Below are 23,693 nucleotides of genomic sequence, written 5' to 3' on the forward strand. Positions count from 1 at the left end.
TGCCCTCCTTACTCAACGAATAGATCAACAAAACTGAACTTTTCAACATCGACAAGACCTGAATCAGTAATTTTAAGTTTGGGGATTACTGCAAGGTGCATAAATGCAAGCGCCATAAAAGGATCAGGATAAGATACTCCGAGTTCCTCGTGAGCAACTTTGTGAAGCCTTTTTAAGACCTCTGCAACCTCATACACCGATCGATTGGTCATAAGTCCACCATAGGGAAGTGCCAAATAATCAATGACAACTCCGTCTTTTGCAATTGAAATACCGCCACCCATTGCCTCAAGTTGACTTACTGAAAGAAGCATGTCTTTATCATTTTCTCCTGCAACAATAATATTATGAGAATCGTGTGCAATTGAGGTAGCAAAAGCTCCCTTTTTTAAACCAAGCCCATGGATAAAACCAACCGAGACTTTACCAGTTGCTTTATGTCTTTCAAAAACTGCTATCTTAATGATGTCTCTTTCTGTATCAGAAACTAACAAACCGTTATCTACTCTCGGTTCGAATACAAGCTCGTCTGTTACTATTGAATCATGTCGTAAGCCAATTACTCTAATTCTATTTCCTTTCAAAGGAACCTTAAGCTTTTCAAATGTTGCGACTTTAATATTTATAGTATTTTTAACAGCGTCATCGTGCTTTGGCTCCTCAACATCAAACAAAGGAACTCCATCTTTTGCAACTAAATTACCGTCCTTGAAAACCAAATCCATTTTGTTTAGATTTTCAAATACGACTATATCTGCGGCATAACCAGGTGCAATGCCTCCTTTTCTTCTAAATCCAAAAAATAGTGATGGATTAAGCGTTGCAAGTCTTATAGAAGTAGGTAAAGGAATCCCACTTTCAAAAAGAAGTTTTATTGCAAAATTTATATGACCCTCTGATATTAGATCTTCCGGATGCTTATCATCAGTACAAAGTAAAAATCGATGTTTAGTTTTGTCATTTAAAACGGGAAGCAAATTTCTCACATCTCTTGTGACAGATCCTTCACGCATCATTATCCACATACCCTTAGATAACTTCTCAAATGCCTCTTCTTTTGTTGTGCATTCGTGATCTGCAAGAATACCTGCTGACAAATAGGCATTAAGTTCATAGCCTGAAAGCGTTGGAGAATGACCGTCAATTATACCATCTCTAAAAAGAAGAATTTTATCAAGTATTTCGGAGTCTTTATTTATAACACCTGGGTAGTTCATCATTTCTGCAAGTCCTAAAACTCTCTTATGGTTTTTCAACACTGCAAGATCTTCCGCATATAGAGTTGCACCAGAAGTCTCAAGGTTTGTTGCAGGAACACAGCTTGAAAGCATAAAGTAAATATCCATTGGCACATTATTTGAAGCATTAATCATAAACTGAATACCTGGAATTCCCGCAACATTTGCAATTTCATGTGGATCAACTACAGCTGTTGTTGTACCAAGCGGAACTACTGCCTTTGCAAATTCAGTAGGGATAAGCATCGTACTTTCGATGTGCATGTGCGAATCAATAAACGATGGAGAAACAAAGGCTCCGTCGACATTATACACTACGTTTCCCTCGTCATATCTTCCGACTCCTGCTATAACTCCTTCTGCAATTGCAATGTCCCCCTCTTCAATTGATTCGTTAAATACATTAATGATTTTTGCATTTTTAATTAAAACATCTGCTGCTCTTCTTCTCCTTGCAACATCTATAATATTTGAAAGTTTCCTTCTATCGAGTTCCATATCTAAAACTTCCTCCAAAATTTTTGAGCTACTTCTTGTGACTTTTTTGAGACTTCAACTTCGTCAATTTTTGTAAGCTTTTGATCTTTTACTAGTAATTCTCCATGTACAAAAACATCTTTAACCGCATTATCTCTTATTCCGAAAATAAGATGGAAGAAGAAATTATTTTCATCAAGTGGAGTTGGCGGATTGTAATCAAGTACAACAAGATCAGCGTAAGCTCCAACTTTTATAACGCCTAATTCCCTATTAAAGAAACGGTTTGCAATAGAGGCATTATTTTCAAAAAGCATTCTCCTTGCAAGATCGCTTCCAACTCTTGGATCTCTGTGGTGAAGTTTGGGCAAGATATATGCAACTTTCACCGACTCAATCATTGATGGGGTGTATCCATCAGTCCCAAGACCAATCAAAATACCCTTTTTGTCCATCTCAAGAATAGGGGCAACTCCAACTCCATTATTCATATTAGATTCAGGGTTATGTATTACAGTTGTTTCTGTTTGCCTAAGGATTTCTATTTCTTTTTCATTTATATTTATGCAATGAATTGCAAGAGTATCTCTTTTTAGAATCCCGAAATCATTAAGTCTTTCAACTGTTCTCTTATTTGCAACTCTTTGTGCATGCTCAACATCTTCTATTCCTTCTGCAACATGTATATGAAAACCAACATTCAGTGAGTTTCCAATACTTGCAACCTCTTCAAGCGTATCATTCTCAAGAGTAAATGAAGCATGAAGTCCAAAAAGCGCATTAAAGAAATCTTTATCTTTTTCTTTTTTTATATACCTTTCATTTTCCCTTATCGATTTTTGAGATAGTTCCTTACCCCATCGGTCAGAGGTCTCATAAGCAAGAACACCTCTTATTTGAACATCTTTCAGTGCTTTTTCTAAAATGTCAAGAGAGCCATCTATAAGCCCAAAAGAGGCATGATGGTCAATTATGGTTGTTGTCCCAGATTTTAAACCTTCAATTGCAGGCATTAAGGCACTATAGTAAATTTCTTCTTCCGTGTCAAGGAGTTTATCGAGCTTCCACCATATCTGCTCAAGAATTTCTTTAAAAGTGTAAGGACTTGCTCCACCAAAGCCAAAACCCCTAGCAAAAGTACTATAAAGGTGCATGTGAGTATTAATAAAGCCAGGAATCACATATCTATTCTCAAGGTCATAAAGTTCAGCGTTTTTATATTTAGAGAGGATTTGTTGGGTTATTCCTAAATCTTTGATTGCTCCGTTTTCAATAACAATTGCACCGTTATCAATATAAGGCTGCTCTACGTTAAAAGTTATAATTTTACCGTTATATAGAACTTTCATAAAACCTCCTCCTTATAGAATTTCAATATTGTAATCCTCTAATACTACTCTTGGCTCGCTCTTAATAAATTCAACAACTTTGGAAAGAGTACTAAAAAGATGCGATTTTTCAGTATTAACACTTACAACAGTTAAATAAACGTCTTTCCATGAATCAATGTTCTCTTCTGCAATTGATACATTAAAGTTGTTCCGCAATTTCTTAACAAGGCTTTGAGTAACTTGTCTTTTATCCTTAAGCGAAAAGGAATCAGGAACTAAAAATTTGATATTGCAAATGCCAACTTGCATTAGAAATAAGCAGTTTCAGTCTCTTTATCAAATACATGAATATTTCTTAAGTCTACGTATAACTCAACAATATCGCCCATTGCATAATTTGCATTAGCGGAAGCACGTGCAATTGCAAGAGTTCCGTTCAATTTGAAGTGGAGAAAAGTCTCAGAACCCATTAGTTCGACAAAATCAATAGGTGCCTTTAACTGTTCTATGTAAGGTTTCATGCTTTCCAGCAACTCTTCCTTAGGGAAAATATCTTTTGGTCTAATTCCAAGAATTACTTCTTTCCCTTTGATGTTTGCGGACTCTAATAATTTTGCATGCTCTTTCAATGGCTTAATTCTAAAATCAGAGCCCTTTAAAACTAAATCATCGCCTTCTTTTTCGACAGTAACGTCGAAGAAATTCATAGGAGGTGTTCCTACAAAACCTGCAACAAATTTATTCGCTGGTTTATCAAAAACCTCTTTAGGTGTTCCTACTTGCTGAATTTTACCCTTGTTCATAACGACGACTCTGTCTCCAAGTGTCATTGCTTCAACTTGGTCATGTGTTACATAAATTGTTGTAACCCCAAGCCTTTCGTGTAGTTTAATTAGCTCGCCTCTGGTTTGAACTCTAAGCTTTGCATCAAGGTTGGAAAGTGGCTCATCCATAAGGTAAACTTTTGGATCTCTTACAATTGCCCTTGCAAGAGCAACTCTCTGTCTTTGACCACCTGACAGTTCTCTGGGTTTTCTGTCTAAAAGATTTTCAAGACCTAACATTTGAGAAACTTCTCTTACCTTTTTATCAATTACATCCCTTGGTACTCTTCTTAATTCAAGCCCAAAGGAGATATTTTTATATACATTCATGTGCGGATAAAGAGCATAGTTCTGAAACACCATAGCAATATCTCTGTCTTTCGGTGGTACATCATTAACCAATTTACCGCCAATATAAACTTCACCAGATGTTACCTCCTCAAGACCTGCAACAATTCTTAGAGTAGTTGTTTTTCCGCACCCTGATGGTCCAAGTAACACTAAAAATTCCCCATCTTTGACATCAATGTTTACATTGTCAACTGCAACAACATTCCCAAACTTTTTTGTAACATTAACTAATTTTACATCAGCCATTGTTTCACCTCTCCTATTTTTTACATTTTGTAATAAATGCAATGTTATATATACTATTATAGTATATTTTTTTAAAAAAAACAAAATAGAACGGAGTTAGAAATGCAAAATAAATTGTTTTTATGGCTTCATATGCACCAACCAGATTATTTAGATTCTTTAACAAACAAAATAATTTTACCTTGGGTTAGAAGGCATTCTTTAAATGGCTATTACTCTGTACCTTCGATGCTTCTTAAGAGTGAGTTCAAAGCCAATATAAATTTCTCTGGCATTCTTATTGAACAAATAAAAAGATATCAAAACGGAGAGAAAGATGTTTATCAAGTTTACGAAGACGCAGATCCTGAAAGTCTGAACCAAAGCGAAATAAACTTTATGTTCAGAAGATTTAGAACCCCTTATTCGTTCAAAAGCAAGCGTTTAGAGTATCTTAGAGAAAAATTTTCTAAAGGTGAAAAATTAACAGCTTCAGAAATACTTGATTTCCAAGTTATTTTTAAGTTATCCGCTTTTGCTCCAATTGACGAAGAAATAATAGAAATGAGAAACAAGAGTTTGCACTTCACAAAACAAGATAAAGAGGTGATAATAAGTCTAGAAAAGAAAATTATCGATAATCTTTTTGTTAAATACAAGGAATTAATTGCAAGAAACCAAATCGAGATAACTTTTACACCTTACTACCATCCGATCATTCCACTTCTTCTCGATTTTAATTCAGCAGTAAAAAGTAAACCAGATGCAAAAGTTCCACTTGTTAAATCTAATTTATTAGAAGATGCAAAAGCACATATTGAGAGATCCTTAAAAATAGGTAAAGAAACATTCGATATTGAGATTAAAGGAATGTGGCCTGCTGAAGGAAGTATATCAGAAGAAGTAGTTCCCTTATTTAAAGAATCCAAAGTTAAATGGATTGGAAGTGACGAAGCACTCGTCAAATCAATTGGTTTAGGACAGGGCATTTACAATTATAAAAATACAATCTTATTTCTAAGAAACCATAGCGTTTCCGATAAAATTGGTTTCATTTATAACAAGATGAAACCAACGGATGCGGTATTAGACCTGAAACATGAACTTGAAAAAAATGGTACTCTTATACTTATACTCGATGGAGAAAACCCTTGGGAATACTTCGAAAATTACGGAATAAACTTTATGGAAGAATTATTTAAATCATTCAATGAAAAAGAAACTCTCCTTGGCAGTGAAGCAATTCCTCTACAAGAGATTGATCATTTTACGCCAGGGTCGTGGATAAATGGTCATTTTGACACATGGATTGGAGATGAGGAAACAAACGCCGCTTGGACTTATTTAATTGAAACTCGAGAATCTGTTAAAAGCGACAAGGCAAACGAATTCATACTAAAGGCAGAAGCAAGTGACCACTTTTGGTGGTATAGTGACTTTCATAAGAAAGAAATTAATTTTGACTTTGACTTTTTATTCAGAGGCCACCTTATAAGGTCTCTTTTAGAGAGTAATAAAGAAGTAAATCCATATTTGTATTATCCAATAAAAAGATTCCCATAAGGAGGTTTAAATGCCAGAACTGAGAAGAGATCCAACAACGGGAAAATGGGTAATTATAGCAACAGAAAGAGCATTAAGGCCAACAGACTTTAAAAGTGAAGAAGAAGCTCTCAAAGGACCAGAGAACTGTCCCTTTTGCGAAGGCCACGAATCAATGACTCCTCCAGAAATTACCTCAATAAGAAAAGAAGGAACAAATCCTAACGAACCCGGTTGGTTTGTGAGAGTTGTTCCAAATAAATTTCCTGCTCTTAAAGTGGAGGGAGAATTAAACCGTCATGGTAAAGGGATTTATGATGTTATGAACGGAATAGGTGCTCATGAAGTAATAATCGAATCAGGTGATCACTACAAATCTCTCGATACTTTACCGCTTGATCAAGTAGAAAAAGTAATTTGGATGTTTAGAGAAAGAATGCTTGATCTAAGAAAGGATGTAAGGCTCAAATACATTCTTGTTTTTAAGAATAAAGGAAGAAGGGCGGGTGCTTCTTTAGAGCATCCACATTGTCAGCTAATCGCTACACCGGTATTGCCAGATGTTGTAAAACTTGAACTTGATATGTCATTAAGGTACTATCAATATAAAGAAAGATGCATTTATTGTGATATTGTCGAACAAGAGCTCAATGAAAAAGAAAGGCTAATTGACGAAAATGAGAAGTTCATTTCTATCGTTCCATTTGCTTCTGCAGTCCCCTTTGAAATAATGATTCTTCCAAAGGAACATATTTCTGATTTTGGACAAATTAAAGCAAATGAAATTACAAAGCTTGCAAAAATTTTACAAAATTCATTAAAGATGCTTGAAAAAGCAGTTCCAAATGTTCCTTATAACTTTTATATTCACACATCACCCCTGGATAATCTGAATATCTCGTATTACCATTTCCACATTCATATTGTCCCAAGACTTACTCAACTTGCAGGCTTTGAATGGGGATCGGGGTTCTACATTAATCCAATGATCCCAGAACAAGCAGCACAATTTTTAAGAAATACTAAGGAGGAGAAACAATCATGAATATAGGAATAGTCTCAAGTGAAGCAGTTCCATTTTCAAAAACTGGTGGCCTTGCGGACGTTGCAGGAGCCTTATTTAAAGTTCTTACAAACATAGGAGAAACAGTCTACTTATTCACTCCCTATTACAAAAAAACAAAAGAACAATTTAAGCAAATCGAAAAAAGAATCCCTTTTAAAATCAGAATAGATGGTATTGATGTTGAAGGTTTTGCCAATTTAGTCGAATTCTATAAAAACGGATTTGCAGTCCTGATAGAACAAGACCACTTTTTTGATAGAGACAACCTTTATGGAGAAAAAGGAATTGATTATCCAGATAACGCAATAAGATTTGGATTTTTCGATAAAGCTGTTCTTGAAATAATTAAGGTGTTAGAACTGAAAATTGATGTTTTACACTTAAATGATTGGCAAACAGGACTTATACCAATGTTTGTAAAAGATAAGGGTTTGCCATATAAGACACTCTACACTATACACAATCTTGCTTATCAAGGAAACTTTGATAAAGAAGTATTAAGGTCTTTAGAAATTGATGATAAATATTTCTCAATTGACGGTTTAGAATTCTATGGCAAGGTAAGTTTTATGAAAGCTGGTATAGTTTTTGCAGATAAAATAAGCACAGTAAGCCCAACTTACGCAAAAGAAATACTCACAGAGGAATTTGGCGAAAGAATGGAGGGAATTTTAAGGACAAGAAAGAACGATCTTGTGGGAATTCTAAATGGTATTGATTATGAAATATGGAATCCACAAAATGACCCTCTCATTTATAGAAATTTTGACGTCGAAAACATAAATAATAAAAAAGATAATAAAAAGAGATTTGTAGAGGAATTTGGGTTAAAAAATGCTAACGCACCACTTTTTGGAATGGTTTCAAGAATTGCTTCGCAAAAGGGGTTAGATATTCTTTCAGAATCCCTGAAAGAAATATTAAACGAAGACCTTAATGTCGTAATTTTAGGAACTGGCGAGAAACCTCTTGAGGAAAAATTAAAAACATTGAGCGATTTGTATCCTGAAAAATTCAAACTGTTTTTAACATTTGACGAAGCACTGGCCCACAAAATATATGCTTCATCAGATTTTTTCCTTATGCCATCTAAGTATGAACCCTGTGGACTTGGCCAAATGATAGCTCAGAGATATGGAACGCTTCCCCTTGTCCATGAAGTTGGCGGATTAAAAGATACTGTTGACAATTATTCAGAAATAACTCAATGTGGAAATGGCTTTTCATTCGAGGAGTATTCAAGTGATGAGCTTACTTTAACGATCAAGAGAGCACTCTTGATTTTCAAAAATGAGAGCTTATTACTAAAATTAATTAGGATTGGTATGAGTTGTAACTTTTCGTGGGAGCAATCTGCAAAAAAGTATTTAGAAATTTATAAGGAGTTAAGAAATGCCAATTAAATTTGGTACATCAGGATGGAGAGGAATAATTGCAGATGATTTTACATTTGAAAATGTAAGATTAGCTTCAACAGCTATCGCTAATTATCTTAAAGAAATTGATGCTAAGTCTATCGTTGTTGGCTATGATACACGTTTTATGTCAGAGGACTTTGCCAAATCTGTGGCATCAGTTATTGCTGCACACGGAATAAATGTCCATTTTTCTCAATACGATATTCCAACACCAGTTGTCGCTTTTGAAATTTTAGATAAGAAGGCTTCAGGAGGAATAAACATAACAGCTTCTCACAATGATTATATGTACAATGGGCTTAAATTTTCAAATAAAACAGGGGGACCTGCTCTTCCGGAGGAAACAAAAAGGATTGAAGAAATAATTAACCAAATCAAAGAAAACAAGGAAAAAATCTTGTCTATTGAATTCAATGAAGCAGTTTCCAAGGGTATAATATCCATTTTTGATAAAACAAATTACTTCGAAAATTTAAAAAAACTTGTCGATTTCGAAAAAATTAAAGAGAGACATCTTAAAGTTGTCTATGAGCCATTCTTTGGAACAGGGAGAAGGTTTTTGCCACCTTTAGTCAAAGATATAACGGATTTTGAGATGATACATGGTGAACGTGATCCACTTTTTGGAAAACTTCATCCAGAACCAATAGAAGAAAATCTTAAACAACTAAAAGAAGCAGTTCTTAACCAAAGAGCAAATGTCGGACTCTCAACAGATGGAGACGCCGACCGATTTGGATTTATCGATTCGGATGGAAGTTTTATTCCGCCCAATATTATTCTTTCTATAATATACTACTATTTACTTGATGTAAGACAACTCAAAGGAAACGTTGTTAGGACTATTTCAACAACAACACTACTTGATAGGATTGCAAAATCTTACGGATTTGAAGCAATTGTAACTCCTGTTGGCTTTAAATACATAGGTGAAGCACTCTTTGAGAAAAGAGCAATTTTTGGTGGAGAGGAAAGTGGTGGAGCTTCTATCCAAGGATGGCTACAAGAAAAGGATGGTATATTCGTTAATACGCTCGTACTCGAGATAATCTCTCATTATAAAAAAAGCCTTAGAGAATTAAGAAACAAGTTGTTTGAAAAATTTGGCGCCGTATACAACAAAAGAATAGATTTTCCTTTTTCAAAAGAATTGCAAGGTAAGATTATGAACCTTCTAAAAAGCTATATACTTCAAAACAAAGATTTTCTTTCTATAAAAAATATAAATGAACTCGATGGTTTACAAATATCACTTGAAGATGGCAGCACAATTCTTTTTAGACTCTCTGGAACAGAGCCAAAGACTAGGATTTACCTTGAAGCATATTCAGAAGAAAAATTAGACGAATTATCAAATTTTGCAATTCAAATCTTTAATAAGGCAGGTGGACTAAGTGAAAATTGATTTTACAAATATTTTTTCAGAAAACATTGGTGAGCATGGAGTTAACAGAAATGAAATTTTTAAAAAGGTAGAATTGATAAAGAGTGTCAAAAAAAGAATAATAAACAAAATTAACGACGATTTTTATCCTCTAACCCTTCCAGATGAAATGCTTAAGGAAGTTTACGAAATTAACAATTATGCATCTTACATAAGAGAAAAATTTGATAATCTCGTAGTTATTGGAATGGGTGGATCAATTCTTGGAAATGAACTCCTACATTATTCAGTTAATGGTATTTATTCGAACTTTGTAAAACCTAAAAAAGTTTATTTTATTGATAATATTGATCCTGAGACAAACCTCACATTAATACAAACTCTTGATCTCAAAAAGACTTTTTTTAATATTATAACAAAATCTGGATCAACAAGTGAAACGCTACTCAATCTACTTCTACTTGTTGACATTCTCAAAAAAGAAGGACTTAATCCTAAAGAACATTTCCTCTTTACAACGGACCCAGAAAAAGGACTACTTAGAAAACTTTCAAATGAGCTTGAAATTAAGACTTACCCAATTCATCCAAAAGTTGGAGGGAGGTATTCAGTTTTATCGCACGTTGGCCTATTTTCTGCAGCCTTTGAGGAGATTAATATTGAAAAACTCCTACTTGGTGCAAAAGAAAGAAAAGAAAAATTTTTAAACAAAGAGCCTATTGAAAATAGTGAAATGTTATTTGCTTTAACCCAATACAAATTCTTTAAAGAAAAAGATGTTAATATAAATGTAATATTCTCGTATTCAGATGGTCTTGAATATTTGGGCAAATTTTATGAGCAACTGCTTGCAGAAAGTATCGGTAAAAAATTCTCAAGAGATGGAAAAGAAATATATGCAGGAATCACACCTGTTGTTGCAAGAGGACCGTATCATCAACACTCAACGCTTCAACTTTTCATGGAAGGACCTTACGACAAGCTGATAATCTTTGTTGTTCCAAAAAAGTTCAGAAAGGATGCTGATATTTACAATAGCCTTGGATATTTAGAGTTAGATTTCTTAACCGGAAAACATTATTCAGAATTGCTTCTAAACGAATACATTGCAACAAAGATGGCACTCACTCAAAATGGAAGACCAAACGTTTCGATTGAAATTGAGAAAATAGATGAGGAAAATCTTGGGCGTTTAATTTACTTTATGGAACTTGAAGTACTTGCGCTTGGGGAGCTTTTAAACATAAACCCGATCGATCAACCATCAGTTGAAATAGGTAAGAGATTTACCCATGCTTTGATGGGAGACAAAAATTACTCCGAATACCTTAAAACACTTGAAAAATTAGAAAATGTTGATAAACTAATCCTTGATTAAGGAGACTCTAATGAAGAGAAACATTATACTTATAGTAATTTTGCTTATAATGATTTCATTTATTGCAGGTTATTTTGTAGGTTTTAGATATCCCCTTGGAGTTAGTCAAACAGGCTCTCATATACTCTTAACAAGAACAGCTGATTATCTTCTTTCAAATTTCTACAAGCCAATAACTGAAGACGAACTTATAAAGGGGATGGTTAATTCTTTAAACGATCCATACACTGTATTTATGAATCCTGAAGAAACAAAGGCACTACAAGAAGAAGTAAAAGGGGAATATGCAGGAATTGGAGTTGTAATAAATAAAAACGAAAAATTAAATTATCCAGAAATTGTAACCGTTTTTAAGGGTTCACCAGCTGAAAAAAGTGGGTTATTGGAAGGAGATATCATATTGGAAGTTGATGGAGTGTCAACATTTGGATTAACTTTGGATGAGGTTGCCTCCAAAGTAAAGGGCAAAATAGGAACACAGGTTGTCTTGAAAATTAAGAGAGACAGTAAAGAATTAACTTTTAATGTAACAAGAGAAAAAATAAACATACCATTAACTGACACACGATATTACGAAAATGGCAAAATTGGTTACTTAAAGATTTTTATGTTCTCAGAAGGAGCAAGCAATGATGTCAAGAAAACACTTGATGAATTCAAACAAAAAAATGTACGGGGAATTATATTAGATTTAAGAGGCAATCCAGGGGGACTTTTATCTGAATGCGAAAATATAGCAAGCCAATTAATCCCAAGCGGTGTATTATTATATACAAAGGATAGAAGTGGAAAACTAACTCCAATTACAGTAAATGGAAAAAAACTCAATATTCCAATGGTTGTCCTTGTGGATCAAGGGACTGCAAGTGCTTCGGAAATTCTTACTGGGGCACTCAAATACTATAAAGTCGCAAAAGTTATAGGCGAAAAAACTTTTGGAAAGGGTGTTATACAGCAGATTTTTCCTCTTCCTCAATCATACTCAATCAAGATAACAGTTGAAGAATATCTTCTCCCCGATAAAACAAGTATTAACGGGAAAGGTATAACTCCAGATATTGAAATAAATAATAATCCAAACACAAAGGAAGACGAACAATTAAATAAAGCATTAGAACTTTTGAAGCCATGATTATAGTTATTTCTGGCCCATCTGGTGTTGGTAAAAATGCTGTAACAAAGGAACTTGTTAAGCTTGACACACGTTTTGAGATTGCTGTTACATGCACAACAAGACATCCGAGAGAAAATGAGATTAACGGTATTGATTACTATTTTGTTGATGAAGAAACTTTTAAAAAAATGATTGATGAAGGCAAACTTGCTGAATACTCAATAGTGCATGGGAATTTATATGGAATTCCTCAAATGTATATTGATTTAGGACTAAGTAACAAGAAAGATGTTATATTCCAAATTGATGTTCAGGGAGCAAAAAAGATAAAAAATAAGTACGAAGAAGCACTTTTGATATTTCTAATGCCGCCAAGTATTGAAGTTTTACTTGAAAGACTCAACAAAAGAGGAACAGAAAACCTTTCGGAAATAGAAAAAAGAACAAAACGAGCAAAAGAAGAAATGGAAGAAAGATACCTATACGATTATGTGGTTGTAAATGATGTTTTGGATAGCACTGTTAAAGAGATTTACGAGATAATTGTACAAGAGCGTAAGCTTCGCAACGGTCTTTAAACTCACAAGTACTACAGCTTTTATTTACATTTGGTTGAAAATATCCTTTATGTATATTTTCAACAATTTCCCCAATTCTCTTTTTACTTTTTTCAATAAGATAAGACCCGACTTCAAAATTGACTTTCTTCCCTTTCCTTAAATAATGAAAGCTAATTTCTTTTATATTTTTCCCATATTTATAGTCACCTGCAATCTTATAAATAACTGGTTGCAAAATTTCATCTTCTCTGAATGAATCAGAAAGAAAATTGTTTGTCTTATAATCAATTATTATAAAATCTTTGTTAACCTTATCAACTCTATCCAGACGTCCTTTCAAGTCCAAGCCTAAAAATGGTATTGAGAACTCACTCTCAACCTCAAAGGCAGGTTCAAATCCAAAAATATTTTCCCTATAATAAGCAGTAAGCATTTCTTTTGCTTTGTTTTTTGCACTTAACTCTTCTTGAACATTTTTATACCCAGCGCTTATCCAGTGCTTGTCAAGAAGTTCTAAAAGATATTTATACGGATCCTTTTTAAGAACTTTGAAGTTTTCCTCTGGACTATAGAATTTCTCAAGCACTTTGTGAATGGAATTTCCAAAACTAAAATAAGGTTTTATTTCTGTCTCTAAATTATCTACATAAATAAATTTATATCTTAACGGGCACTTAATGTATGTAGAAATTTTTGAATAACTTAAGTAGAACTTTTCACTCTTTCCCATAACTCTAAAACTTTATTTCGTAACTCATTAAAGTCACCGCTATTATCTATAACTACATTAGCTCGCTTTATTTTCTCTTCTATTGGCATTTGTGAACTCACTCTTTCTAAAGCTAATTCTTTATCTATATTTTCCCTTTCCATTAATCTTCTTACCTGAAGCTCTTTGGGCGTATAAACAACCCATACCTCATCTACAAACCTATCCCAATTTGCCTCAATAAGAATAGCTGCATCAACAACAACTACATCAAAACCTTTTCTCTTTGCCTTTTCTAACTCTTCTAAAAGCCTCTCAGTCATTACGGGAATCATAATACTATTCAATTTCTCAAGCATATTTTTATTGCTGAAGACAATTTTTCCTAGTGCACGTCTGTCAAGCATATTTCCGTTTTGAAATACACTATCTCCAAAAGTCTCTCTAATTTTATCCAATACACCTCTGTAATTCAAATTTTGAATTTCCTTAGCAATATCATCCATATCAATAATTTTAGCTCCCAGATCTTTTAAGATATTTGAAACTGAACTCTTCCCAGAAGCTATATTTCCAGTTAGTCCAATTACTTTCAAGATCTAGCCTCCCCAAGATTTTTGCCATAGGCGATGTCAACTTCAAGAGGAACAGCAAGTTTGTATATGTTTTCCATCGCATCTTTTATCAAGGGTAGCTTTTCTTGAAGAAAATCCGCTTCAGTTTCAAAAACAAGTTCATCATGAATTTGAAGCAAAATTTTAATATCATCTATCTTATTTACTATTTCGACCATTGCAAGTTTTATTATATCTGCAGCACTCCCCTGAATAGGACTATTGATAGCGATTCTTCGTGCGCTCTCCCTTATTACTCCATTTTTATCATCAAGTCCTCTAATAAAACGCCTTCTACCAAAGATAGTTCGAGTTTCTCCTTTTTCACTTGCAAGAGTTATCTCTCTTTCTATGTATTCTTTAACCATTGGATATCTCTTAAAATAAAGTTCAATATATTCTTTTGCTTCTTCTTTTGAAATACCTACTTGCTTTGCAAGTCCGTAAGGAGAGATTCCATAAATGATGCCAAAATTTATAGCTTTAGCAAAATTGCGTTTTTCTTTTGTAACTTCATCCTCTTTTAAGTTAAAAATTTCCATTGCTGTTCTTTTATGGATATCTTCCTTATTTAAGAATGATTCTATGAGATTTTTATCCTGCGATAAGTGTGCAAGTATTCGTAATTCTATCTGAGAATAATCAGCACTTACAAGGACTTTTTTTTCTCCATGAGCTACAAATCCTTTTTGAATCTTTATTCCCCATTCATCTTTCACTGGTAAGTTCTGTAGATTTGGATTTGTGCTTCTTAATCTACCAGTTGACGTTCCAATTTGATGATATATTGTATGCAATCGACCAGTTTCTTTTGAAACAAGATGTGGAATTGGATCAATATAAGTATTCTTTAATTTAACAAGATGTCTATATTCAATTATAAGAGGAATTATAGGATGCGATCCACTTATCTCTAACAAAACATTACTACCGGTTCCGCCTGAATAACCCTTTGGCAATTCAAGGCCCAAGACTTCATACAAAACTGATGAAAGCTGCTTAGAAGATAAAATATTAAAAGATATACCTGCTAGTTTATAAATTTTCTGTTCAAGCTCTTCAATATGCTTTTCTATTTCTTCCTTTAATTTTTTGAAATACTCTACATCGACTTCAATACCTACTTTTTCCATTTCATAAAGGACCCTCGCTAAGGGTAATTCAATGCGAGTAAATACAAATTCCAAATTTTCTTTTTTAAGATACTCCAAAATATCAGTTCCGTGTGTCTTTAAGAAGTTTATTTCATCTTCTAAATTCGTTATTGGACTATCAATGTTTAGATAACTCTTAAAATTTTTAATCGAAAAGTCTTCTTGGTCTGGATCTATAAGATATAAAGCAAGAGTTGAGTCAAGAACTACATTTCTAAGAGATGTTTCAGTATAATCTGCAACTTTGTAAAGCATTTTCAAATTGTTTGTGTACTTTTCTACATTTTCATTTGAGAGAACTTCTTTTAAAAGTGGAAGATTACGATGGTCAAGGAAAAGATTATTTTCAAAATCAAACTCATAATTAAAATTTTTATAATTGAGAACAACTTTTTCTATTTTTTTCTCGAAAGATATCACATATAAAACCGCTCTCTCGACAAAGCTATTTCTATTTTCAATCCTTAAAGCGGTAGAACTTGATTTATCTTCGGAGTCCACATTAGAACCATTATTCTTATCAATACTTTTAAACAGCGAATCAGCATCTCCATTTTCTTCTTGAAATTGAAAACCTAATTCCTTTATTAGCGAATTAAATTCAAATTTTTTTAATACTTTATACGCTTTTTCCGTTTTAAAATCAGGCACTTTTAACTCTTCAAGCCTAAATTCAATTGGCACATCTTTAACAAGCATACATAATGATTTATTTCTAAGTATCTTTTCTTCTTCTCCATTTATATGAAACCTTTCAACTATTTCTTCATTCTTTATTATATTTTCAACACTTTTAAATTCACTTATAAGTTTTGATGCAGTTTTTTCTCCGATTCCCTTAACTCCCTCAATATTATCTGAAACATCACCTAAGAGAGCTTTATAATCAACGAGATGAACAGGTTCAAAGCCAAACTCCTTAATAAATTTTTCCTCGTCATATACCTCAATTTTTGTAACACCTTTTCTTGTAACAAGCAATTTAACGTTCTTTTGAATAAGCTGTGCAAGATCAAAGTCAGAGGATAATATTAAAATTTCAAGATCGGTTCCTTTCAATTTTTCTACAAAAGTTGCAATGATATCATCTGCCTCAAAGCCATCAAGTTCAAAATATCTTATGTTAAGTGCAATAAGCACCTCTTTTAATACATCAAACTGAAGTGATAACTCATCAGGCATTTTTGGTCTCTGAGATTTATACTCCTTATATTCGATATGTCTAAATGTAGGGACTTTCTTATCAAAAGCAACTGCAAGATAGTTAGGTTTTTCGTCTTTAAGAATCCTCAAGAGCATCCTAAGAAACCCATATACAGCAGACGTTGGAATACCAGTTGAAGTTGAAAACTTAGGCAAGGCAAAGTAAGCCCTAAAAATTATACTGCTACCATCGACAAGGATTATTTTCTCCATTTTAGATATTATACATTTTTTTGATATAATTAAAAAGAAGGAGGAAAATACTATGGACAATTTTGTGTTACATATACCAACGAAGGTAGTTTTTGGAAAAGGAGAGTTTAGTTCTCTTGGAAAGCATGCAAAAGAACTTGGTAAGGTTGCACTTGTAGTATCAGGAAGACGTTTTGCAAAAGAATCAGGATTACTTGATAAAGCACTAAAACAATTGGATGAAGTAGGTATTAAGTATGTTGTATATTCTGAAATAGAACCAAATCCAGAATCAAAAACAGTTGATAAAGGTGGTGAAATTGCAAGAAAAGAGAACGTTGACTTCATCATAGCAATTGGTGGTGGAAGCGTTATTGATGCTGCAAAAATTATTAAAGTTATAGCAAAAACAGGAAAACCGAGTTGGGATTACTTTGAGAGACCCCCAAAAGAAACCATAAAAGGTAATACTCTTCCGCTTCTTACTGTCGTTACCTTTGCAGCAACTGGTTCAGAACTTGATAATGCAGCAGTTATAACTAATTCAGAAACAAGAGATAAAAGAGGACTTTTTAACCCTGAATTATTCCCTGCAATTTCAATAATTGACCCACTTTTAACTTTATCAATTCCGAAACATGCAACAATTGATGGAGTAATTGACATGTTTACACATATATTTGAAAGCTATCTTTCTTCTAATGCATACGCACCTGTTTCGGATAGAATCTCTGAAGGACTCTTGAAAGAATGTATAAATCAAGGAGAAGTAGTATTTAATGATCCTCAAAATATTGACGCAAGAGAAGCACTTTCCTGGATCGCAGCCCTTGCACTTTCAGGTATTCCAAATGCAGGAAGAAGAGGTCCCCATCCAATGCATAGACTTGAACATCCAATTTCTGGAATTTATGGAGTATCACATGGAAGAGGGTTATCAGCAATAATGCCTGCATACTTAATCTATACGTATGATCTTCACAAGGATAGACTTGCACTCTTTGGAGAAATGATTTTTAGAACAAATAATCCAAGAGAAACTATATTAAGAATAGTTGAATGGCTCAAAAGAATTGATGCATTGAATGGACTAAAGGATCTTGGAATAAAGAAGGAATCCTTCGAAGCATTTGTTAGCTCAGCATTAAGAGACGACGGAAATCCAGATTTTATTAGGGCAAAGAGGCCACTTTATAAAGACGAAATCATGAAAATCTATGAAATCGCATATGATTATTCGGAAATTGAAAAGAAAATTATGGAACTTTCATAGAGATTATAGTATCTAATAAATAAGGAGGATGAGATTATGAAAAAAGTTTTACTTTTAGTGTTGGTATTACTTATGTTTTTATCGGGATGTAGTATTTTCAAAGAGAAAGAAGTTTCACTTACAAAAGTAAGCGTTAATAGCGATGGCTCAATTCATGTAGAAGGTAAAGGACGCGCATTTGAAAACACAATTGCTTTAAAAGTTTTAGATGAAAATGACTTCCTACTGTATGAAGGATCTTCAACAACAGATGCAAAAGATATGGGACAATTTGGAAATTTTAAAGAAGACATAAGATTAAATGTATTTCCACAGACAGATAAAATCAAAGTCATTGCATACATTGTCTCACCAAAAGATGGAACAATAACAAATAAAGACGAAAAAATCGTCAATTATGATTTGCCATACAAAACGGTTTTAGTCTTTTATGGTAACACTAAGAAAAACCCTGAAATGCTTGATTGCACTAAGGTATTCCCAGTTGAAAGGCGGGTTGCATCAAATTCACAAAATCCACCAATGGATACGATGAAAGTGTTCCTATTGGGACCTACCAAAAAAGAAGAAATTGAAGGTTATGTTATGTCAACACCGAAAAATTTAACGATAAATAAAATAGAAAAAATTGCAAACAATAAAGTGCAAATAGATTTTGGAAAGGAACTTCTTGACGTAGGTGGATCTTGTAGAGTAGGAGCAATAAGAGCAGAAATCACTCAAACTTTACAACAATTTTATCCAGGTTACGAAGTTATAATTTCAGCAAATGGAAACACAGAAGAGGTACTACAGCCTTAACCAGTTTTATAAATAAGTTTAGGGTTTAGCTCCTCTACAACCTCAACAGTCTCAAAACCTATTTCTTTTAGGGCAGTTACTATATCTTGTGAAATTTTATCGATTATCATCCAAGAAATTGCCTTACAGAAATTGCATGTAGGAGTTGATACTTCAAAAGAAACAAATACCTTGATGTATTTATTTTTAGGAGTATATCCATAAACAAGATTCTCAGATATTATATCAACCCCAGTTTCTGGATCTTTTACCTTTTTTAATGCCTCAATTATTAATTTTTCGGATTCATTCATATCAGACCTACCTCTTCAAGTATTCTTTTAAATTCTTCTTCATCGAAAGCATCTTCCATAAGAGGCTTTCTTACATATCTTTCAATTGGAATATTCATAAAACCAAGTGCAACCTTTATTGCGTAGCCAAAAGAAGTCGTAAGACTATAAATATTTGTAAGTCTTGAAATCTTCTTTTGCAATGAAACTACTTTTTCTAAGTCTCCATTATTGAAAGCTGCTTTAACCTCGTTAAAAATATCAAGCGCAATATTTGCAAGAGCCATTACTCCACCATCTCCACCTGTCAAAATTAGAGGTATATAAAGTTGTTCGGTTCCCGTAAATATTTCAAATTCTTGTTTTACACTTTTAACTTCATTAATAAGCCTTACAAAGTAGCCCATATTATCATATGTTACTTTAATTCCTTTTATTAACGGATGTTTAGCGAGTTCTTTAATCAACTCTACCGATAGGGAATAACCAGTAAGGACTGGTATGTTGTATATAAAGGTAGGTAAAGTTGAAGTTTCTGCAATTTTAATAAAATAATTGTATAAACCTTTTTCTGAAGGCACAAGAAAGAAAGGGGGCGGGGAAACTATTGCATAAAAATTCATCTCTTTTGCAAATCTACACATTTCAAGAGTTTCCTCAAATACTGTAGAATGAACATTTACATAAACAGGGACAGATTTTGAATTCTCTTTAACAAAGATAGCCACCTCTTTCTTCTCTTTTAGACTGAGATTTGTAAATTCTCCTGTAGTTGCGTTCGCAAAAAGTCCATCTGGAGATTTATCTACAAGATAACTCAAAAATTTACCAAATCCTAAATAATCTATCGCACCATTCTCTTTAAATGGTGTTATAAGAGCAACTATATTTTTAATTCTTTTCATTATTCACCTCCAATTATATTTTAGTTTAAAACTCTCCAGTCTCAAGACTTTTCTTGTAAAAGATGAAAATTTATTATAAAATTAAGCATGAAATCAGAAATTGAATGTCTCACATGTATATACAATCAGATACTCCGTATTTCGAAAGTTGCAACAGATAATAATGATAAAATAGAACTTATACTTAAAGAAAGCGCAAAATATCTCGGCAATGCAAATCTCAATCTTACACCCCCAGAACTTGCACAGCCTCTTTATAAACTGGTTTATAAAGCAACAAACAACGATGATCCTTATAAAAAGATAAAAGAAAACCACATAAATACAGCTCTCAATTTATATCCTAAATTAAAGGAAATTGTTGAAAAAGGATCGGATAAACTTTTAGAAAGTGTAAAAGTTGCAATAATGGGAAATGCAATTGATCTCGGAAGTACATTTGATAATGTAGAAATAGATTTAGAAAAATTTCTAATGGATAACTTTGAGTTAAGCGATTATGGAGAATTTAAGAAATCAATAGAGAATGAAAGAGGGATACTGTTTATTGGAGACAACGCAGGAGAAACAGTTTTTGATAGAATATTAATTGAATTTCTTACTGATCTTGGGAAAGAAGTTAAATACGCTGTAAAAAGTAAACCAATAATAAATGACGCAACAAAAGAAGATGCGCTAAATTCTGGAATACCTGTTGTTCTTGAGACAGGTTCCAATATGGCAGGAACAGTATTATACTCCTTAAGCGACGAATTTATTAACATCCTTAATAGTTCAAACCTTATAATTGCGAAAGGACAAGCAAATTACGAGACATTATCTCATGAAGAACTTCCAATATTTTTTCTTTTAAAGATAAAATGCTCTCCTATATCACGTTCAATCGGTTATCCTATAGGAACAAATATTCTATTAAAATCAAAGAAATTTAAATTAAAATATTGACTTAAAATACTTTTTTCATATAATAAGCTCAAAGTTAAAGGAAAAGAAAAAATTAAAACAAAGGAGGCGAAAGCATGAAGAAATTATTGGTTGTGCTTATTACCACACTCATGGTAGTAAGTTTATTTGCAGGATGCAAACAAGCAGCACAACCCAAAACCCTTGTATTCGCAAAAGCAGGAGATGCCGTTGAACTTGATCCGGCAGATGTAACAGATGGTGAGTCTGTAACTGTTATGAACAACATCTTTGAGGGTCTTGTCCGTTACAAACCAGGGACAACAGAAGTTGAACCATGGTTAGCCACAAGCTGGGATGTTTCACAAGATGGACTTGTATGGACATTTCACTTAAGACAAGGAGTAAAATTCCATGATGGAACACCATTTAATGCAGATGCGGTAGTTTTTTCATTTGAGCGACAAAGAGATAAAAATCATCCATTCCACAAGTACGGAAAATGGGAATACTGGCAATGGTGTTTTAGTGAAATTAAAAAGACCGAGAAAGTTGATGACTATACTGTAAAAATTACCCTCGATCATCCATTTGCTCCTTTCCTAAGTACTATGGCAATGTTTACTGCTTATATTGTAAGCCCAACAAACTGTGAAAAATGGGGAGACCAGTGGTTTGCACATCCAGTAGGAACTGGTCCATTTAAATTTGTTGAATGGATAAAAGGCGACCATATTACTCTTGAGAAAAATACCGATTATTGGGGAGAAAAAGCAAAAATTGACAAACTTATTTTTAAGGTTATTCCAGATGCATCCCAAAGACTCCTATCTTTACAAAAAGGTGAAGTCCAGGGAATAGAATTTCCGAATCCAGATGATCTACAAAAAATCTCACAGGATAATAACCTTCAAATTTTAAGCGAACCAGGATTAAACGTTGGTTATCTTGCGTTGAATATGGGTCAAGATACACCTGGTTTCCAAAAACCTTTTGGAGATGTCAGAGTTAGACAAGCAATAAACTATGCAATTAATAAAAAAGCTATTGTAGATCAACTCTATAAAGGGACCGCTGTTGTTGCTAAGAATCCTATTCCGCCAACTCTTTGGGGTTATAACGATGCAATTCAGGATTATGAATACAATCCTTCGAAAGCAAAGGAACTTTTAAAAGAAGCTGGCTATCCAAATGGTTTCAAAACACAACTGTGGGCAATGCCTGTTTCAAGACCATACATGTTTGATCCACAAAAAATAGCAACAGCAATTCAAGCTGATCTAAAGGCAGTAGGAATTGATGCTGAGATTGTGACCTATGATTGGGGAACATACTTGCAGAAAACAGAAAACGGCGAACATCCAATGGCACTCCTTGGTTGGACAGCTGATTATGCTGATCCAGACGACTTTTTGTACGTTTTACTTGATTCTGACTCAGCAACCGTTGGAAGTGCTGGAAATATTGCATTCTACAGAAATCCAAGAGTACATGAGTTAAATATCCAAGCACAAAGAGAAACAGATCAAGCAAAAAGAACAGAACTTTATAAAGAAGCCCAAGTAATCATTCATAATGATGCACCATGGGTTCCTCTTGCACATGCGAAACAAATATTGGTATTTAATAAAAATGTGCAAGGTTTTGTGCTATACCCAACGGGTGATTACCACTTTGAAACAGTAAGCTTAACTAAATAATTTAATAAACATCAGGGGGCGAAAGCCCCCTTAATAAAAAATAGAGGTGTGAAAAGTGAGAAGTTATATAATCAAAAGATTAGTAAATATTTTAATAATGCTTTTTGCAGTTTCAATTATTATTTTCTTGCTTGTCCGCTTCATACCAGGTGACCCTGCGCGAACAATGGCAGGGGAACATGCATCAAAAGAAATCCTTGAAGAAATGAGAAGAAAGTGGGGACTTGATAAACCAATTTGGGAACAATATCTTATTTGGCTTAGATACGCTCTTATGGGAGATTTTGGAAGATCAATTCTAACTCATGAAAGTGTTCTAACAGAAATTATGCAAAGATTCCCAAATACCTTAGAACTTTCAATATTTGCAATGATTTTTGCAAGCGCTTTTGGCATAACAGCAGGTATAATTTCTGCCATTAAAAGATATACAATTTTCGATTATTTAACAATGTTTTTAGCACTTTTTGGTGTTTCAATGCCTATATTTTGGCTTGCAATAATGCTTGTTTTACTATTTAGTATAAAACTTAATTTGCTTCCGACAGGAGGAAGACTTTCGGTTTTTTATTCGATAAGGCCAATAACTCACCTATATCTTATTGATAGTCTTTTAACATTAAACTTTGGTGCCTTTTTTGACGCTCTTAAACATTTAATACTACCTTCAATTGCTCTTGGAACAATTCCAATGGCTTTTATTGCAAGAATAACACGATCAAGCATGCTAAATGTTATAAGTCAGGATTATATAAGAACAGCACGGGCAAAAGGACTCCCTGAAAAGACAGTAATTATGAAACACGCATTAAGGAACGCGCTTATTCCAATTCTTACATCAGCAGGCACTGAGTTTGCAATGTTAATGGGAGGAGCAGTACTTACAGAAACAATTTTCTACTGGCCAGGGTTAGGCACATATATCGTACAAGCAGTAAACGCAAGAGACTATCCTGCAATACAAGGCGCAGTAATCTTTGTTGCATTCGTTGTGGCCGTAGTTAATCTTATTATAGACGTGCTTTATGCCTACATAGATCCAAGAATTCATTACTAAGG

General features: G+C 33.6%; 21 protein-coding genes. 12 read left to right on the forward strand and 9 right to left on the reverse strand.

Translation table 11 applies throughout. From position 1 onward, the window contains the following. Nucleotides 1–8: 8 nt before the first annotated feature. Genes ade through ACMV0E_RS01985 form a run of 4 tightly spaced genes read right to left on the reverse strand, consistent with a single transcriptional unit; the run spans nt 9 to nt 4,467 of the window. Entirely contained in the window at nt 9–1,736 is a 1,728-nt protein-coding gene (ade, locus tag ACMV0E_RS01970; RefSeq protein ID WP_416084697.1) for an adenine deaminase, read from the reverse strand. A 2-nt stretch (nt 1,737–1,738) separates the two neighbouring features. Continuing rightward, a complete protein-coding gene (gene ssnA / locus ACMV0E_RS01975) occupies nt 1,739–3,064 on the reverse strand; it encodes a putative aminohydrolase SsnA (protein ID WP_416084698.1) in 1,326 nt (441 codons plus the stop codon). A 12-nt stretch (nt 3,065–3,076) separates the two neighbouring features. Next, on the reverse strand, nt 3,077–3,355 hold the full coding sequence (locus ACMV0E_RS01980) for a DUF503 domain-containing protein (RefSeq protein ID WP_416084699.1): 279 nt from the start codon (nt 3,353–3,355) through the stop codon (nt 3,077–3,079). Beyond that, on the reverse strand, nt 3,355–4,467 hold the full coding sequence (locus tag ACMV0E_RS01985) for an ABC transporter ATP-binding protein (protein WP_416084700.1): 1,113 nt from the start codon (nt 4,465–4,467) through the stop codon (nt 3,355–3,357). Before ACMV0E_RS01985 ends, ACMV0E_RS01980 begins: the two co-directional genes overlap by 1 nt. 102 nt (nt 4,468–4,569) lie before the next feature. Here ACMV0E_RS01985 and ACMV0E_RS01990 point away from each other — a divergent pair, with 102 nt between their 5' ends. Genes ACMV0E_RS01990 through gmk form a run of 7 tightly spaced genes read left to right on the forward strand, consistent with a single transcriptional unit; the run spans nt 4,570 to nt 12,926 of the window. Further along, nucleotides 4,570–6,009: a glycoside hydrolase family 57 protein gene (locus tag ACMV0E_RS01990; protein WP_416084701.1), complete on the forward strand. Its 1,440-nt coding sequence runs from the start codon at nt 4,570–4,572 to the stop codon at nt 6,007–6,009. Between the two features lie 10 nt (nt 6,010–6,019). After that, nucleotides 6,020–7,033, forward strand: a complete 1,014-nt coding sequence (gene galT, locus ACMV0E_RS01995) for a galactose-1-phosphate uridylyltransferase (RefSeq protein WP_416084702.1) — start codon at nt 6,020–6,022, stop codon at nt 7,031–7,033. Beyond that, complete coding sequence (gene glgA / locus ACMV0E_RS02000) at nt 7,030–8,457, forward strand: glycogen synthase GlgA (RefSeq protein WP_416084703.1); 1,428 nt, start codon at nt 7,030–7,032, stop codon at nt 8,455–8,457. The genes galT and glgA overlap by 4 nt, the downstream gene beginning before the upstream one ends. Then, entirely contained in the window at nt 8,447–9,877 is a 1,431-nt protein-coding gene (locus ACMV0E_RS02005) for a phosphoglucomutase/phosphomannomutase family protein (protein WP_416084704.1), read from the forward strand. The genes glgA and ACMV0E_RS02005 overlap by 11 nt, the downstream gene beginning before the upstream one ends. Further along, nucleotides 9,867–11,234, forward strand: a complete 1,368-nt coding sequence (locus ACMV0E_RS02010; RefSeq protein ID WP_416084705.1) for a glucose-6-phosphate isomerase — start codon at nt 9,867–9,869, stop codon at nt 11,232–11,234. The genes ACMV0E_RS02005 and ACMV0E_RS02010 overlap by 11 nt, the downstream gene beginning before the upstream one ends. 10 nt (nt 11,235–11,244) lie before the next feature. Beyond that, on the forward strand, nt 11,245–12,366 hold the full coding sequence (locus tag ACMV0E_RS02015; RefSeq protein ID WP_416084706.1) for a S41 family peptidase: 1,122 nt from the start codon (nt 11,245–11,247) through the stop codon (nt 12,364–12,366). Continuing rightward, a complete protein-coding gene (gene gmk, locus ACMV0E_RS02020) occupies nt 12,363–12,926 on the forward strand; it encodes a guanylate kinase (protein ID WP_416084707.1) in 564 nt (187 codons plus the stop codon). Before ACMV0E_RS02015 ends, gmk begins: the two co-directional genes overlap by 4 nt. Here the strand turns inward: gmk and ACMV0E_RS02025 are convergent. Genes ACMV0E_RS02025 through polA form a run of 3 tightly spaced genes read right to left on the reverse strand, consistent with a single transcriptional unit; the run spans nt 12,871 to nt 16,801 of the window. Further along, nucleotides 12,871–13,638, reverse strand: coding sequence for a RecB family exonuclease (locus ACMV0E_RS02025; RefSeq protein WP_416084708.1), 768 nt, complete (start codon nt 13,636–13,638; stop codon nt 12,871–12,873). The two genes, gmk and ACMV0E_RS02025, sit on opposite strands and share 56 nt — an antisense overlap. Further along, nucleotides 13,611–14,213, reverse strand: a complete 603-nt coding sequence (gene coaE, locus ACMV0E_RS02030) for a dephospho-CoA kinase (RefSeq protein ID WP_416084709.1) — start codon at nt 14,211–14,213, stop codon at nt 13,611–13,613. The genes ACMV0E_RS02025 and coaE overlap by 28 nt, the downstream gene beginning before the upstream one ends. Further along, nucleotides 14,210–16,801, reverse strand: coding sequence for a DNA polymerase I (polA, locus tag ACMV0E_RS02035; protein WP_416084710.1), 2,592 nt, complete (start codon nt 16,799–16,801; stop codon nt 14,210–14,212). The genes coaE and polA overlap by 4 nt, the downstream gene beginning before the upstream one ends. A 52-nt stretch (nt 16,802–16,853) precedes the next feature. Between polA and ACMV0E_RS02040 the strand changes: the two genes are divergently transcribed. Further along, the gene (locus ACMV0E_RS02040; protein WP_416084711.1) at nt 16,854–18,053 is read left to right on the forward strand and encodes an iron-containing alcohol dehydrogenase; all 1,200 of its coding nucleotides are present in this window, start codon (nt 16,854–16,856) and stop codon (nt 18,051–18,053) included. 36 nt (nt 18,054–18,089) lie between these two features. Beyond that, the gene (locus tag ACMV0E_RS02045) at nt 18,090–18,854 is read left to right on the forward strand and encodes a Gmad2 immunoglobulin-like domain-containing protein (RefSeq protein WP_416084712.1); all 765 of its coding nucleotides are present in this window, start codon (nt 18,090–18,092) and stop codon (nt 18,852–18,854) included. Here ACMV0E_RS02045 and ACMV0E_RS02050 read toward each other — a convergent pair. After that, nucleotides 18,851–19,147: an iron-sulfur cluster assembly protein gene (locus ACMV0E_RS02050; RefSeq protein ID WP_416084713.1), complete on the reverse strand. Its 297-nt coding sequence runs from the start codon at nt 19,145–19,147 to the stop codon at nt 18,851–18,853. The genes ACMV0E_RS02045 and ACMV0E_RS02050 overlap by 4 nt on opposite strands. After that, entirely contained in the window at nt 19,144–20,031 is an 888-nt protein-coding gene (locus ACMV0E_RS02055; RefSeq protein WP_416084714.1) for a dihydrodipicolinate synthase family protein, read from the reverse strand. The genes ACMV0E_RS02050 and ACMV0E_RS02055 overlap by 4 nt, the downstream gene beginning before the upstream one ends. A gap of 87 nt (nt 20,032–20,118) precedes the next feature. Between ACMV0E_RS02055 and ACMV0E_RS02060 the strand changes: the two genes are divergently transcribed. The 3 genes from ACMV0E_RS02060 to ACMV0E_RS02070 all read left to right on the forward strand — a co-directional run bounded on the left by ACMV0E_RS02060 (nt 20,119) and on the right by ACMV0E_RS02070 (nt 23,691). Continuing rightward, nucleotides 20,119–20,976 carry a damage-control phosphatase ARMT1 family protein gene (locus ACMV0E_RS02060; protein ID WP_416084715.1) on the forward strand — a complete coding sequence of 286 codons (858 nt, stop codon included), beginning with the start codon at nt 20,119–20,121 and terminating at the stop codon, nt 20,974–20,976. A 74-nt stretch (nt 20,977–21,050) separates the two neighbouring features. After that, entirely contained in the window at nt 21,051–22,634 is a 1,584-nt protein-coding gene (locus tag ACMV0E_RS02065) for an ABC transporter substrate-binding protein (protein WP_416084716.1), read from the forward strand. A 55-nt stretch (nt 22,635–22,689) separates the two neighbouring features. Then, complete coding sequence (locus ACMV0E_RS02070) at nt 22,690–23,691, forward strand: ABC transporter permease (protein WP_416084717.1); 1,002 nt, start codon at nt 22,690–22,692, stop codon at nt 23,689–23,691. The last annotated feature ends 2 nt before the right edge of the window (nt 23,692–23,693 follow it).

The organism is Caldisericum insulae (assembly GCF_047785965.1).
Lineage (GTDB): Bacteria > Caldisericota > Caldisericia > Caldisericales > Caldisericaceae > Caldisericum > Caldisericum exile_A.

Coding starts and splice junctions, on each gene's coding strand:
- ade (WP_416084697.1), bottom strand. CDS start 1,736: ATGGAACTCGATAGAAGGAAACTTTCAAATATTATAGATGTTGCAAGG.
- ssnA (WP_416084698.1), bottom strand. CDS start 3,064: ATGAAAGTTCTATATAACGGTAAAATTATAACTTTTAACGTAGAGCAG.
- ACMV0E_RS01980 (WP_416084699.1), bottom strand. CDS start 3,355: ATGCAAGTTGGCATTTGCAATATCAAATTTTTAGTTCCTGATTCCTTT.
- ACMV0E_RS01985 (WP_416084700.1), bottom strand. CDS start 4,467: ATGGCTGATGTAAAATTAGTTAATGTTACAAAAAAGTTTGGGAATGTT.
- ACMV0E_RS01990 (WP_416084701.1), top strand. CDS start 4,570: ATGCAAAATAAATTGTTTTTATGGCTTCATATGCACCAACCAGATTAT.
- galT (WP_416084702.1), top strand. CDS start 6,020: ATGCCAGAACTGAGAAGAGATCCAACAACGGGAAAATGGGTAATTATA.
- glgA (WP_416084703.1), top strand. CDS start 7,030: ATGAATATAGGAATAGTCTCAAGTGAAGCAGTTCCATTTTCAAAAACT.
- ACMV0E_RS02005 (WP_416084704.1), top strand. CDS start 8,447: ATGCCAATTAAATTTGGTACATCAGGATGGAGAGGAATAATTGCAGAT.
- ACMV0E_RS02015 (WP_416084706.1), top strand. CDS start 11,245: ATGAAGAGAAACATTATACTTATAGTAATTTTGCTTATAATGATTTCA.
- gmk (WP_416084707.1), top strand. CDS start 12,363: ATGATTATAGTTATTTCTGGCCCATCTGGTGTTGGTAAAAATGCTGTA.
- ACMV0E_RS02025 (WP_416084708.1), bottom strand. CDS start 13,638: ATGGGAAAGAGTGAAAAGTTCTACTTAAGTTATTCAAAAATTTCTACA.
- polA (WP_416084710.1), bottom strand. CDS start 16,801: ATGGAGAAAATAATCCTTGTCGATGGTAGCAGTATAATTTTTAGGGCT.
- ACMV0E_RS02040 (WP_416084711.1), top strand. CDS start 16,854: ATGGACAATTTTGTGTTACATATACCAACGAAGGTAGTTTTTGGAAAA.
- ACMV0E_RS02045 (WP_416084712.1), top strand. CDS start 18,090: ATGAAAAAAGTTTTACTTTTAGTGTTGGTATTACTTATGTTTTTATCG.
- ACMV0E_RS02050 (WP_416084713.1), bottom strand. CDS start 19,147: ATGAATGAATCCGAAAAATTAATAATTGAGGCATTAAAAAAGGTAAAA.
- ACMV0E_RS02055 (WP_416084714.1), bottom strand. CDS start 20,031: ATGAAAAGAATTAAAAATATAGTTGCTCTTATAACACCATTTAAAGAG.
- ACMV0E_RS02060 (WP_416084715.1), top strand. CDS start 20,119: ATGAAATCAGAAATTGAATGTCTCACATGTATATACAATCAGATACTC.
- ACMV0E_RS02065 (WP_416084716.1), top strand. CDS start 21,051: ATGAAGAAATTATTGGTTGTGCTTATTACCACACTCATGGTAGTAAGT.